The organism is Serratia sp. JKS296 (genome assembly GCF_900215445.1).
Classification (GTDB): domain Bacteria; phylum Pseudomonadota; class Gammaproteobacteria; order Enterobacterales; family Enterobacteriaceae; genus Serratia; species Serratia marcescens.
This window is the reverse complement of record NZ_OCMX01000001.1, coordinates 3478879-3492442: the sequence shown is the minus strand read 5'-3', so window position 1 is coordinate 3492442 and position 13564 is coordinate 3478879. Positions and strand designations below refer to the sequence as shown.

Here is a 13564-nt window from a genome sequence, read left to right as displayed (position 1 = left end):
AGCACTTCAAGGAATGAAAGAAATGGCACACAAAAGAATAACAACCCTCGCGCCAAAACGTTTGGTGAAGCTGATTAATGGTGTAATTTATTTTTCTGCTGTGCCTTTTTCATTCTCACAGATGGCCATGGCGGAGGAGCAGTTCAACACCTCCTTCATCCATGGCGATGACAATATCGCCCAGGTGGCGTCGTTGGCCAGCGGGGATGATATTCTGCCGGGTAAATATCCGTTTGATATCTATCTCAACGGGCAGCGTATCGATCACCGCGAAATCGAGTTCAAGAAAGAATCCAAAGACTCTCCGGTAGCGCCGTGCCTGACGGCGGTGGACTACCAGGATTACGGCGTAAAGCTGCCCGGCGATCTGACCACCGCCGGTGCCGCGCAATGCTACGCATTGCCACAACAGATCTCCGGCGCCAAGCTGAGCTATGACGCCGCCGTACAGCGTATGGATCTGGAAGTGCCGCAGGTGTTTCTGATCCCGCGCCCGCAAGGCGCCATTTCGCCGAAAGTTTACGATCGCGGCATCAATGCCGGCTTTGTTAACTATAACTTTAGCGGCACTCATAACCGCTACGGCAACAACCAGAACGACAAGACTTCCGACTATTACTTCCTGAGCCTTAATAATGGCCTCAATATTGGCGATTGGCGCCTGCGCAACAACTCGACGTTGAACCAACAGTCGGGCGCCGGTACGCATTGGAAGAACATTTCCAGCTGGGCGGAAACGGACATCGTTTCTCTGCGCAGCCGTCTGGTGATCGGCCAGACCAACACTAATAACAATGTTTTCGACAGCATTCAGTTCCGCGGTGTGCAGATGTCCAGCGCCGACGACATGCTGCCGGAAAGCCAGCGCGGCTATGCGCCGGTGGTGCGCGGTGTGGCGACGACCAACGCGCGCGTTGAAGTGCGTCAGAACGGCTATACCATTTACAGCACCAACGTGCCGCCAGGGCCGTTTGCGCTGACGGACATTTTCCCAAGCACCCTGAGCGGTAACCTGGACGTGACGGTTATCGAAGCCAACGGTTCGAGAACCTCTTTCGTCGTGCCGTTCTCCTCGGTGCCGAACATGCTGCGCGAAGGGATTTGGAACTATCAGCTGACCGCCGGTAAATACCACGATGGCACCAGCCGCTATCAGCCCAAGTTTGTCCAAGGCACCTTGTCGCACGGTATGGCGTATGACATCACGCCTTACGGTGGCGTGCTGGTGGCGGAAAACTACCGTTCAGCGGTCGTGGGCCTCGGTAAAAACCTGGGGAACTGGGGGGCTGTCTCTTTTGATATGTCCTATTCCGACACCAACCTGGTGAACGGCGATGACAAGCAGGGGGAGAGTTTCCGTTTCCTGTATTCCAAGTCGCTCAACGATTGGGGGACGGAATTCCGCATTGCCGGTTACCGTTACTCGACCTCCGGCTATTATGATTTCTCCGATGCGGTTGCCGAGCGCGAACGCTATGAGAACGGTTATTACCGTAACGATTACTACGATCAAAACGATCGCAACCTGGGCGTGCCGGACTGGGCGGAATCTCGCCGTCGCAGCTATTACACCAGCCGTTTCAACAACAAACGCCAACGTGTTGAGCTGTCTGTCAACCAGCGCATCGCCGGTAATTCGACGCTGTACGCCAACGTCAGCAACCAGTCTTACTGGGGCGGATCCGGCGAAGACCGCACCGTACAAACCGGTTTCAACAGCAGCTATAAAAATATCAGCTATGGCGTCTTCTATCAGGACAGCCGCAGCAACTACGGCTATAAAGACCGTAGCGTCAACCTGACCGTATCGATTCCGTTCAGCTTCTTCAGCAAGGATTCGTCGGACATGACCGCCAGCTTCAACGCCGGCCACAGCAAGCAGAGCGGCAATACCTACAGCGCCGGCCTGAGCGGCACCGCGCTGGATGACAACCGCTTGAACTATGCGGTGCAAAGCGGTCATGATCGTTATTCGGGCCAAACCAGCTCGGCCAACGTCGGTTATCAGGGCAGCATGGGGACCATCAATGCCGGTTATAGCTACAGCAAAGATTATCAGCAGTCTTCGTTGGGCGTGGCGGGCGGCATCGTCGCACACTCCGGCGGCGTGACGTTGACCCAGCCGCTGCAGAATACGTTTGTGCTGGTGGAAGCCAAAGACGCCAAGGGCGTTCGTATCGAAAACCAACCGGGTGTCGCCATCGACCGCTTCGGTTACGCGGTGATGACCTCTGCGTCGCCATACCGCCATAACCGCGTGGCGCTGCGCACCGAAGATATCGGCAACGGCCTGGATATCCCAATGGCGGCGAGAGACGTGGTGCCGACTTACGGCGCAATCACCCGCGTGAAATTTGAAACGCACACGGGCCAAAGCCTGTTGGTACACAGCAAGATGGCCGACGGCAGCGTACCGCCGATTGGCGCCAACGTCTTCAGTGCGGACGGCAAGAACAACGGTACTGTCGGTACCAACGGCGATATTTATATTTCAGGGGCTTCCGCAGGGGATCGCCTGCTGGTGAAATGGGGCAACGACGCGGGCGAAAGCTGCTCACTGGTGGTGCCGGAATTGAAAGCGGCGACCGAACAGCTGATGGGTTATCAGGAACTTTCGCTGACCTGCGGAAAACCGTAAAAGGAAAGGATATGTCTTCTTTGTTAAAGCACAAGAATCTCGGGTTGGCGGCTGGGCTGCTGGTCACGCTGGGCGCGTTTTCGCAGAGCAGCTATGCGCTGTCGTGTAAGCAGAACGGCAGCATTCGCCAGGATATCGTGCTGGATAAAGCCATCAAGGTGTCGACCGCCAATACCGCGCCGGGCGCGTTGCTGTGGCGTTCGCAGACCTTTACCTCGACCTTCCAATGTACGGATGACTGGAACAACCCGAAAGGGGAAAATGCCTACCTGTACTGGGATCCGCAGTCCCGGATGAGTCAGATCCATAATTCGATCGAAGTGGGTGTCACTTATCAGGGGATCGATGTCAAACCGACTAAAGGCGCACGTCAGGACGTCGGTCCCGGCACGGAATGCCGCCGTTCGGGCAGCCGTTGTTTGTCTCCGGCCAGATCGCTGACGGTAACCGTGTCTTACGCCATCTATATTAAAGCAACCGGCAAGGCGCCGCCGGCCGGCGGCAAGATCAACGACAACAACTCGTACTCGGTATTTCAGGTTGATGGCGTCGGCGGCTTGAACGGCACGCCGAACAGCAACTTTAACGCCTACATTTCCGGGCTGGGCAACATTCAGTTTATTTCCTGCAACCCGAAAATCACCGTGGTGGCCAACAACGGTTCGACGGTGAACTTCGGCACTATCCCGCGTCAGAATGCGGTGGTGGGCAAAATCGAGAAGCAGGTGCCGTTCTCGGTGGCCGCCAATATGTCCGATCCGACGACCGGACAGGACTGCCAGGGGGAGACGCTGCAGGCCAGCTTCAGCAGCACTTATCCGCTGCAGGATAACAGCGTGATCCTGCCGACCAGCGACAGCGGCTTCGGTATTTTGATCTCGCAGGCGGCGACGCCAAATACGCCGATCATGATGAACAGCCCGGTCGATCTGGGCCTGGTCAACGGCACCATCGTTGAAAAGAACTTTATGGCCAGCCTGAAATGGTTGAGCACCAACCCGAAAGTGGGGCCGTTCAGCGCATCGGCGAATATTGACGTCACCTTCAAATAATTCGGTGCCTGGTCAATAAAAGAAAGGGTTCAGTTCTCGCGAACTGAACCCTTTTTTGTGCCTTATACCGCGCTGATTAACGCAGCCCCATCCAGCTGGTGCAAACGCCTTCCGGCGGTTTGCCGGCGTACCAACGGGGCAGCGTAGGGGCATCATGGCGCGGTTCGGCCTGCATTTCTATCGGCTGCGCCGGCCATTCTGCGACGTCCCAGCGGGTGGTGCGGCGATACACTGCTGGGGTTTTGCCGAACTGTTTCTTGAAGGCGCGCGAGAACGAAGGCTGAGAGTCGAAATGGTATTGCAGGGCGATATCCAGGATCGGGCGTGGGGTGGAGCGCAGCGCCTGCGCCGCCTGCGACAGGCGCCGCTCGCGGATATAGCTGCCGAGCGCGTGGCCGGTGGTGCTGCGGAACATGCGCTGCAGGTGCCATTTGGAGTAGCCCGACTTGGCGGCGACGTTATCCAGCAGCAGCGGCTGATCCAGATGAGTTTCAATCCAGTCTAGTAAATCGTGAATGATATTGACGCGATCCATGGTTTTAGTTCTCCCGCAAAAACGACATTCAGGTCACAGTGACTTAGCTTAATTATCCAAGTATATTCTTTGATAATAGGCGTGAGTGCGCCGTTACGCAAGGGTAAACCGGGGGTAAAAAGGTGGCCAAAAATGCTCTTTGAATGGCAGGGAGATAAAAGAAAGGCCGCATAAAGCGGCCTTTTCAGTAGGAAGTGACGGAAAATCAGTTAGTTTCTGGTTTCACTTCAATGTAGTTCAGACCCAGTACGCTGCTGGTGTAACCGCGGATCTTGTTGGTCATCTCGATATCGCCGTTCAGCTTGTGGCCGTAGGACGGGATGATCTCTTTCAGCTTGCTCTGCCATTCCGGCGTTGCCACTTTGTCTTTGAACACGGTTTCCATCAGGTGCAGCATGATTGGCGCAGCGGTGGAAGCGCCCGGCGAAGCGCCCAGCAGAGCGGCGATGCTGCCGTCTTCAGAGCTGACGACTTCGGTGCCGAACTGCAGCACGCCGCCTTTATCCGCGTCTTTCTTGATGATCTGCACGCGCTGGCCTGCGGTCCACAGCTTCCAGTCTGCCTGCTTGGCGTCCGGGAAGTACTCTTTCAGCGCGGCGAAGCGATCGTCGTCGTTCATCATCAGCTGGCCGACCAGGTATTTCACCAAATCGAAGTTATCCAGACCGACGTGGGTCATCGGCATCAGGTTCGAGGTGCTCAGCGAGTGCATCAGATCGAACAGCGAACCGTTCTTCAGGAACTTGCTGGAGAAGGTGGCGAACGGCCCGAACAGCAGCACGCGCTTGCCGTCCAGCATGCGGGTATCCAGGTGCGGCACGGACATCGGCGGCGAACCTACGCTGGCCAGGCCATACACTTTGGCCAGGTGCTGGTTGGCGATCGCCGGGTTGGTGGTGACCAGGAACTGGCCGCCGACCGGGAAGCCGCCGTAGCCGTCGGCTTCAGGGATGCCGGATTTCTGCAGCAGGGTCAGGGACGCGCCGCCTGCGCCGATGAACACGAATTTGGCGTTAACGGTGGTTTCTTTGCCGTCGCGGTTCAGATCGGCAACGGTCACGCTCCAGGTCTGATCGGCGTTGCGCTTGATGTCGCGCACTTCGTGGCTCAGGTTCAGCTTGAACTTGTCGCTGGCGCTCAGCGCGTCAACCAGCTGGTGGGTGATCACGCCGAAGTTAACGTCGGTACCCAGCGGCATGCGGGTCGCGGCGATTTTCTGCGCCGGATCGCGGCCGTTCATCACCAGTGGCGCCCACTGTTTGATTTGCGCAGGGTCTTCGGAATATTCCATGCCGCGGAACAGGGTGCTGTGCTGCAGCGCCGCGTAGCGTTTACGCAGGAAGTTGACGTTGTCGTCGCCCCACACGAAGCTCATGTGCGGCACGCTGTTAATAAAGGATTTCGGATCTTTCAGGACATTGTTTTTCACCTGATAAGACCAGAACTGACGGGAGATTTCGAAAGACTCGTTGACCTTCACCGCCTTGCTGATGTCGATGGTGCCATCGGCTTTTTCCGGCGTGTAGTTCATTTCGCTGAAGGCGGAGTGGCCGGTACCGGCGTTGTTCCAGCCGTTGGAGCTCTCTTCCGCCACGCCGTTCATGCGCTCATACATGTCGATGGTCCAGGTCGGCTCCAGCTCATGCAGATAGGTACCCAAGGTGGCGCTCATGATGCCGCCGCCGATCAACACCACGTCGACGGTTTTATTCTTCTCTTCAGCCGCCGCCTGCTGCGTAACGCCAAACAGGCTGAGACTGAAAATCAGGACGAGTAATTTTCTCATTGAATTAAATCTCTTGTGTGTAAATTCTACTCATTGCAGGTGAAAGAATTTAGCGGGAGTTACCCTGGAAAATAATGAAGCCGACCGCCCGGCGTGAGCCGATAGGCAGCGATAATGCCTTTTTGTTAATAGGGTATTTAACGAAAAGTGAACTATTGCAGGCCGTCCGGATGCAAATTGATCGGTTCACGTTACTGGCGGGGTATTATTGTTTGCGAGAATGTTAAAAACTACTTTTGTAACTAAAAAAAATGAATATAAGCAAAAATAGGCCGGTTGCTGTCGCAGTAATAAACAAAGAGGGGGGAGAGGCCGTATAACCGCGTTATTTTAGGGGGTTAATTGTCGCGCAATTAAACGTTATTTCGTTATCACACAATAATTGCGGTTAAATTGCAAATACCTATCGGTAACCAATAATAAATGGCCGCCGTTGCGGGCGGCCATCGTGCGGAAGGCGGTTACTGGATGCCCATCGCATCGCGCATGGTGAAGAATAGATCGGTCTGATCGGTCAATCCCACCACGTTGGCGGCGTGCGGACCGTAGGCCGCGACGCGCAATTGGGTGCCGGTGTGCCCCTGCGATTCTTCTTCCGAGTTGCCGTAGCTGAGGGTCATCGGCGCGCCGTCTTTGGTGGTCAGCAGCTGGGTCAGGCCCGGCGCTTTGGCGCCGGCGGCGACGATCTGGCTGGAGTGCGCATGGTCGGCGGTGACGATCACCAACGTGTTGCCGTCGGCGCGGGCGAAGGCCAGCGCTTTTTGCACCGCTTCGTCCAGATCGACGGTTTCACCAATCTGCCCGCACGGGTTGGCGGCGTGATCCTGCTTATCTATCGACGCGCCCTCGACCTGCAGGAAGAAGCCGTTCGGGTTATCTTTCAACAGCGCGATCGCTTTTTCGGTCATCGCCGCCAGCGTTGGCGTGGCCGCGGTGCGCGCCGGGTTGTTTTCGCAGGTTACCGCCGGCTTGTCGAGGTTGCCGTGATAGCTGGCTTTCGGCCCCAACCAGCGCACCGGCATGTTGCCGTCGGCGAACAGGCCCAGCAGCGGTTTTTGCTGGTTGGCCAACGTAACGGCCTGCAGCTCATCCGCGTTGCTCACCCATTGGTAACCCTGCGCCGCCGCCTGATCTTTTAGCGATTTTCCTTGCCATTCGCCGCTTTTCGCCAGCTGGTTGAAGGACTTCGCGCCGCCGCCCAGCGTGACGTCGGCGCGGGTCTTCAGCAACTGCTCGGTAATGGAGCCGCGGCCGCCGTTTTCCAGTGCGTTAGTGGCGCATTTCTCGCTGGTTTCCTCCGGGCCGTAGCATTTGCGCGAGGTGACGTGCGACACCAGCGCCGCCGGCGTAGCGTCTTGCAACTCGGCGGTGGAGACGTTGCCGGTGGCCTTGCCGGCCGCCTTGGCGATCTCCAACAGCGTCGGCTGATCTTTGCCGTTCACGTCCACGCCGAGCGCGCCGTTATAGGTTTTCCCCCCGGTGGTCCAGGCGGTGGCGGAGGCGGCGGAATCGGTCACGTAATCCGGCTTGTGGGTTTTCTTGTCCAGCGAGTAGTGGGTGTATTGCCCGGTCAGCGGCAGGGCGTCGATGCCCTTGAAGTAACCGCCTGCGCCTTCAGCGTAGTTGCGCGCGGCGGTGATCTCGGAATCCCCCATGCCGTCGCCGATCAGCAGTATCACGTTTTTCGCCGTTTTGTCCGACAGCGACGCCTTCAGCGCGGCGGTCTGATCGCCGGCCAGACGACGGGCGCCGCCCGGTTCGGCGAGGTTGCCGCGCGCGGCGCGCTCGGTCAGGCCATCAGCATTGGGCGAGGTTTCCGCCGCGATGGCGGAGGAACAGAGCAGGGCGGACAGCACGGCGCCGGCGAGCAGGGATACAGCAGGTTGCATGGGGTAAGCTCCTTGTCGTAATACAACAATATAAATAACATCAAATTGTTACGTAAGGAGAGTAGAGCAGAGGGATGACAATTTTATGACAGCGAAAGGCGGGATGGCCCGGCGGCCACCCCGTTTGGCGTCTCAGGCCGTGCGCGCCGGAATAGCCAGCCCGCGCTGCACCGCCGGCCGCGCCAGACCGCGCTCCAACCACTGTGCGACGCGGGGGAAACTGTCGAACGCCACCAGTTCGCGCGCCTCATAGAAGCCGATCAGGTTGCGCACCCAGCCCAGCAGCGAGATATCGGCGATGGTGTACTCCGCGCCCATGATCCAGTCGCGGCCCTCCAGGCGCGTTTCCAGCACGCCGAGCAGGCGTTTCGATTCGTTTTTGTAGCGCTCCAGCGGCCGCTTGTCTTCATATTCGCGCCCGGCGAATTTATGGAAGAAACCGAGCTGGCCGAACATCGGGCCGACGGCGGCCATCTGGAAGAACACCCACTGAATGGTTTCGTAACGCTGCGCCGGATCCTGCGGCAGGAAACGGCCGCTCTTTTCCGCCAGGTAGAGCAGAATGGCGCCGGATTCGAACAGCGGCAGCGGCCGGCCGCCGGGGCCGTCGGGATCGATGATCGCCGGGATCTTGCCGTTCGGGTTCAGCGCCAGGAATTCCGGCGTCCAGGTCTCGTTGTTGCCGATGTCGATCAGGTGCGCTTCATAAGGCAGGCCGATCTCTTCCAGCATGATGGACACTTTGACGCCGTTCGGCGTCGGCAGAGAGTAGAGCTGCAGCCGTTCCGGATGTTGAGCCGGCCAGCGTTTGACGATCGGGAATTGGGTGGAATCGAGCATGGAAACTCCTCGGGTTGGCGGGGTCGCTTAAGCGTACCCCTAGAGTATTGCAGTAAAACTACCCTGTCGCCGGGTTACACCGTGAGGTCAAAATGTGCGGCCAGCGCTTTTTTACCGGCGGGGGTCAGCTGCAGCTCACGGCTGTCGAGCCGGCGAAGGATCCAGCCGCGTTGGATAAAGACGGCCAACAGCGCTGCGCCCAGCGCGCCGCCGAGGTGAGATCGGCGTTCGCTCCAGTCCAGGCACCCGCAGGCGAAGCGGCGGCGGGTGGGGGCGGGCGAGCAATCGACGCCCAGCCGCGTCAGCGCGGCCTGACCGGCGTCGCTTAACCGGTAGTCTTCTTCGCCGGTCAGCCAGTTCAGCGCATGCAGCCGATCGTGCAGCTTCACCGCCACCTCGCCCGCCATATGGTCGTAGCAGGTGCGAGCATACTGCAGCGAGGTAGGCGTGCTGCTCTTCACCGACGGGCGCGGCACGCCCGCCAGCGCCATCAGGCCTTCCAGCGCTGCGGCCACCGGTTGCCCGGCCAGCCGGAAATAGCGGTAGCGCCCCTGTTTGACGCAGGCAATCAGCCGCTGCTCCAGCAGTTTCGCCAGGTGTGCGCTGGCGGTAGACGGGGCGACCTCGACCGCCGCGCTGAGCTCGGTGGCGGTGTAGGCGCGCCCGTCCATCAACAGGCACAGCATGCGCGCCCGGGTGCGGTCAGCGATGGCAGCGCTCAGCGCCGCTAAACGAGCTTCTATCTCGATGTTATGCATACTTCGAGGTTAGACGAAGTATGACGGCGCGTCCATCGCTAGCCTGTGGCTATCGCATTCTGGAGCTGTGTGTCTGCGTTCGCTGGATATTGATGAGCGGGCGTTGAAATCGGTGCAGTGGCGCCGTTCGTTCAATGCGCGCGTGCCGGAATTTTACCGTTGAGAGGAGACGAGGATGATCGCCGTGATTTTTGAACTGCAGGCCGCCGACGGGCAGCGGGAGACTTACCTGGAGTTGGCGGCGGCGCTGAAGCCGCTGCTGGCGCAGATCGACGGATTCATTTCCATCGAGCGTTTTCAAAGCCTGGCCGATCCCGCGCGCCTGCTGTCGCTCTCCTTCTGGCGCGACGAGGCGGCGGTGCAGCAGTGGCGCAATCTCGAACAGCACCGGGCGGCGCAGGCGCGCGGCCGTGGCGAGGTGCTGGCGCAGTACCGGCTGCGGGTGGCGGAGGTGGTGCGGGACTACGGGCTGGAGAGCCGCGACCAGGCGCCGCAGGATAGCCGTGGCTATCACCGCACCTGAAAAAAGCCCGCCGGCGGCGGGCTTTCTTCGTCCGTTATTTCGCTTCGCTGCCCACCTTCATCGCCCCGGCGTAGCTGGCGCCCATCCCCCAGGCGGCGCCGTGGTCGCGGGCGATCTGCAATACGCCTCCCGCCGTGGCTTTGCGGCTCCAGTCCTGCTGCCATTCCAGCATCAACGCCACCCAGTTGATGGGCGTGGCGCCCGCCTGTATCAGGCGCTGCATGGCGTTGTTTTGGCTGTCTGGCGTAATGTCGCCGGTGACGTCCGACAGGATATAAACCTCATACCCCTCGCCCAGAGCGGACAGCGCCGGCAGCATCACGCAGCTGGCGGTCCACAATCCGCCGATGATGATTTTCTTGCGGCCGGATTGTTTGATCAGATCGACCACGCGCCGATCCTGCCAGACGTTGATGGCGGTGCGATCGTACACCTGCAGGTCCGGGCGTGCCTGCGTCACCTGCTGGAATACCGGCCCGGCGAAGCTTTTGGCGTTGGCCGAGGCCAGAATGGTCGGCACGTTGAACACCTTGGCGGCCTTGGCGATGCCGGCGGCGTTATTCACCAGATTGGTTTGATCGATAGAGGAAATGGTCATGCCGAACATGTCCTGCAGATCGACCAGCAGCAACAGGCTGTTGTCGGCGGTCAGCGGTTGCACATAACCCGCCTGGCGGCTATCGGCGGCGGGGGATTGCGCCAGCGCGGCGACGGGGGCGGTGGCGGCGCTCAGGCCGAGCATCAGGGCGAACAGGGTCTTTTTCATTATTAACTCCATGATTATCAGTAGATTAAATTCACTTCCCACTCAGGGAAGCGGTTGAATAAAGTCTACTGAGGTTGTTGAGGTTAATAATCTGTGTTTTATTGAATTAATAATTAACCTGTGGGACATAATATGGACGTGCTACTGACGATGCGCGCCTTTCGCCGCGTGGTTGAGCGCAACAGTTTCTATAAGGCGGCGGAGGATCTGGCGATCACGCCGGCGGCGTTGAGCAAGCAGATTAAGCAGTTGGAAAGTCGGTTGGGGACGCTGTTGCTGGTGCGCACCACCCGCAGCATGAGCCTGACCGAAGCCGGGCAGCTCTATTACCAGGAAGCCTGCCGGTTGCTTGGCGAGTTCGACGCGCTGGAGCAGACGGTTGCCGCCAGCGCGCAGCAGGTCTCCGGCACGCTGCGGGTCAATGCGCCGCTCTCGTTCGGCCTGACGGTGCTGTCGCCGCTGCTGCCGCCGTTTATGCAACGTTACCCGCAGCTGCAGGTGGAACTGACGCTGGACGACAGGGTATTGGACGTGGTGGCGGCCGGTTTCGATATTTCCTTGCGCATTCGCCGCCGACTGCCGGATTCTTCCCTCAGCGCCCGGGCGCTGGGTGACGTGCACCAGCGAATTTGCGCCGCGCCCGGCTATTTGGCGCAGCACGGCGTGCCGCAAACGCCCAATGACTTGCCGCGGCACAGCTGTCTGGCCTATTCCCTGGCGGAAAAGCCGGGGCAGTGGCAGTTCACCGCCGGCGAGGAGAGCCTGAGCGTGACGTTCACTCCCCGGCTGATCGCCAACAACAGCCTGATGCTGCGGGATATGCTGATGGCGGGACTGGGCATCGGTTCGCTGCCGTCGTTCGTGGCGGATCCCGAAATCGCCGCCGGCAGACTGGTGCGGCTGTTCCCTGAACAGATTGCCGACGTGCATCAGGTCTTCGCGGTTTACCCGACGCGCCGGCATCTGCAGCAGAAAGTGAGTTTATTCACCGAGTTTGTGCGAGAACAGGGATTGATGACGGCGAATTGACAACGGCGCACGGTTGTCATATTCCTTAGTTATGAAAAGATCCTATCGCCCATTCGCGCAAATTATTATCACCATGCTTCGTGTGGTGGGATAGCGCGTGTGTCGCCAATAAAAAACCCGCCGGCAAGGCGGGTTTTTTTATCCCCTTCCGGCAATGACCGGAGAACGGCATGAAAACCTACCCTGCAGTTTTACACCTGATGTGCGGCAAGGCCGGCGCAGGCAAATCGACGCTGGCGCAGCGTTTGGCGCAGCAACCGCAAACGCTGTTGCTGGTCGAAGATGCTTGGCTGGCGACGCTGTATGAACAGGAGATGGCCAGCCTGCAAGACTATGCGCGCTGTTCCGACCGGTTGCGGCGGGCGCTGGGCGGGCACCTCGTTCAGCTGCTGCGCGGCGGATGGTCCGTGGCGCTCGATTTCCCGATGAATACGCCGGACAGGCGGCGTTGGGCCAAAGCGTTGGCGGAGGAGGCCGGCGTCGCGCACTGCCTGCATTTTCTCGACGCCAGCCATGCGCAGTGCCTGAACCGGATAACGCTGAGAAATGCGCGCGGCGAGCACCCGTTTACACTGAGCGAAGCGGAGTTTGAACGCCTGGCACAGTACTTTGTTCCCCCGGCGGAAGAGGAAGGAATGACCGTCTTGCGTTATGGCGAACGGGACTGAAAACCGGCGCCATGACGGCGCCGGCAACAGGGTTAGGCTTCGGCGTTAAACGCGTTGTGGAAGGCGACCTCCGCGCATGGCAGCGCGCCCTGGAAGGCGATGGCGCGGAAGTAGTCTTGCGGCACGCCCGGCAGGGTCAGCGCGCTTTGCGCCTGGAAGCCGAAACGGCCGTAATAGTTCGGATCGCCCAGCACCACGCAGCCTGCGGCATGCCGTTCTTGCAGTTCGGCCAATAGCTGGCGGATCAGCCGGCTGCCGATCCCCAAGTTCTGACAGGCCGGCAGCACCGACACCGGCGCCAGCCCGTACCACCCGGCGGCGCCGTTGCTGAGCACGACCGGCGAGACGGACGCGTGCCCGATCGGTGTGCCATTTTGCTCGGCGACCAGCGACAGAGTGAGGGCTCCCGCCGCGCGCAGCGCATTGACGATAAACTGTTCGGTGTGGCTGCTGTGTTCGGCGTGCAGGAACGCGGCGGTGGTCAGGGTGGTGATGGCGCCGACGTCGGCCGGCGTTTCGTGGCGTAACGTGATGTTCATGGTTGTATCCTGATTAAAAACGCTGAACCGACCGGACTGCCTGCCCGGCCGGTATCGATGATTAACGGTTGTCCAGCTGCGCCCGCACGGCCTTGAGCCCGGCGAAGGTGACGCGATAAGGGCGCCCCTGGCGAGAGAGGATCAGGCGTTTGGTTTTGAGCTTGGTGAAAACGGCCAGCGAGCAGTCGGCCAGGCCGAGCCCTTCGCGGGTGTAGCATTCGACGTGGGTGACGCGACCGGCGTCGTTGCGGATGAAGGCGATATAGCCGCCTTTGGCCAACACGTGCAGCACGCGTTGTTCCGCTTTGGAAATGTTCATGTTGGGAGATCCTGTAATAACCCCAGATACGCGCATCCCCGCGCAAACGCGCGTCGGATACGTCAGAGTCCCTCGCCATACGGCAAGGAAGCGACTATCGGGTGGTTACAATCTCCAACATACAGGCCTCGGGCAGTGAAAAACGCCAGGGCGGCGTTTCAGCGCAGTTAATGTAGCCAATGGCCGGTTGGCTGTCAATTTGCCGGCGACACGGGCCGCCGG

Annotated in this window: 13 protein-coding genes; 5 read left to right on the top strand and 8 right to left on the bottom strand. The window is 59.5% G+C overall.

Annotation, left to right across the window (positions count from 1 at the left end; all coding sequences use genetic code 11):
* Positions 1–22 precede the first annotated feature (22 nt).
* Positions 23–2638, top strand: coding sequence for a fimbria/pilus outer membrane usher protein (locus tag CRO23_RS16670; protein ID WP_028127938.1), 2616 nt, complete (start codon positions 23–25; stop codon positions 2636–2638).
* 11 nt (positions 2639–2649) lie between these two features.
* Positions 2650–3690: a fimbrial protein gene (locus CRO23_RS16665; protein ID WP_016928480.1), complete on the top strand. Its 1041-nt coding sequence runs from the start codon at positions 2650–2652 to the stop codon at positions 3688–3690.
* Positions 3691–3766: 76 nt separating this feature from the next.
* Here CRO23_RS16665 and CRO23_RS16660 read toward each other — a convergent pair whose 3' ends face one another.
* From CRO23_RS16660 to CRO23_RS16640, 5 genes are all read right to left on the bottom strand, one after another.
* Positions 3767–4225 (bottom strand): helix-turn-helix domain-containing protein, encoded by a 459-nt coding sequence (locus CRO23_RS16660; RefSeq protein WP_004939075.1) that lies wholly within the window; start codon positions 4223–4225, stop codon positions 3767–3769.
* Between the two features lie 205 nt (positions 4226–4430).
* Positions 4431–6011, bottom strand: a complete 1581-nt coding sequence (gene mqo / locus CRO23_RS16655; RefSeq protein ID WP_016928479.1) for a malate dehydrogenase (quinone) — start codon at positions 6009–6011, stop codon at positions 4431–4433.
* Between the two features lie 461 nt (positions 6012–6472).
* On the bottom strand, positions 6473–7900 hold the full coding sequence (gene phoA, locus CRO23_RS16650) for an alkaline phosphatase (protein WP_097102492.1): 1428 nt from the start codon (positions 7898–7900) through the stop codon (positions 6473–6475).
* A 132-nt stretch (positions 7901–8032) separates the two neighbouring features.
* On the bottom strand, positions 8033–8740 hold the full coding sequence (locus CRO23_RS16645; protein ID WP_016928477.1) for a glutathione S-transferase N-terminal domain-containing protein: 708 nt from the start codon (positions 8738–8740) through the stop codon (positions 8033–8035).
* A 74-nt stretch (positions 8741–8814) separates the two neighbouring features.
* A complete protein-coding gene (locus tag CRO23_RS16640) occupies positions 8815–9498 on the bottom strand; it encodes an ArsR/SmtB family transcription factor (RefSeq protein ID WP_049299839.1) in 684 nt (227 codons plus the stop codon).
* Positions 9499–9673: 175 nt separating this feature from the next.
* On the opposite strand from CRO23_RS16640, the gene CRO23_RS16635 reads away from it, so the two are divergent.
* On the top strand, positions 9674–10021 hold the full coding sequence (locus CRO23_RS16635; RefSeq protein ID WP_097102490.1) for an antibiotic biosynthesis monooxygenase family protein: 348 nt from the start codon (positions 9674–9676) through the stop codon (positions 10019–10021).
* A 34-nt stretch (positions 10022–10055) separates the two neighbouring features.
* Here the strand turns inward: CRO23_RS16635 and CRO23_RS16630 are convergent, their stop codons facing one another.
* On the bottom strand, positions 10056–10787 hold the full coding sequence (locus CRO23_RS16630; RefSeq protein WP_048796067.1) for an isochorismatase family protein: 732 nt from the start codon (positions 10785–10787) through the stop codon (positions 10056–10058).
* Positions 10788–10919: 132 nt separating this feature from the next.
* On the opposite strand from CRO23_RS16630, the gene CRO23_RS16625 reads away from it, so the two are divergent.
* Both CRO23_RS16625 and CRO23_RS16620 read left to right on the top strand, forming a co-directional pair.
* Entirely contained in the window at positions 10920–11816 is an 897-nt protein-coding gene (locus CRO23_RS16625) for a LysR family transcriptional regulator (protein WP_016928473.1), read from the top strand.
* A 170-nt stretch (positions 11817–11986) separates the two neighbouring features.
* A complete protein-coding gene (locus CRO23_RS16620; protein ID WP_097102488.1) occupies positions 11987–12484 on the top strand; it encodes an AAA family ATPase in 498 nt (165 codons plus the stop codon).
* A gap of 32 nt (positions 12485–12516) precedes the next feature.
* Here CRO23_RS16620 and CRO23_RS16615 read toward each other — a convergent pair whose 3' ends face one another.
* Both CRO23_RS16615 and CRO23_RS16610 read right to left on the bottom strand, forming a co-directional pair.
* Positions 12517–13023, bottom strand: coding sequence for a GNAT family N-acetyltransferase (locus CRO23_RS16615; protein ID WP_097102486.1), 507 nt, complete (start codon positions 13021–13023; stop codon positions 12517–12519).
* A 61-nt stretch (positions 13024–13084) separates the two neighbouring features.
* The gene (locus tag CRO23_RS16610; RefSeq protein ID WP_097102484.1) at positions 13085–13342 is read right to left on the bottom strand and encodes a YjhX family toxin; all 258 of its coding nucleotides are present in this window, start codon (positions 13340–13342) and stop codon (positions 13085–13087) included.
* Positions 13343–13564 lie beyond the last annotated feature (222 nt).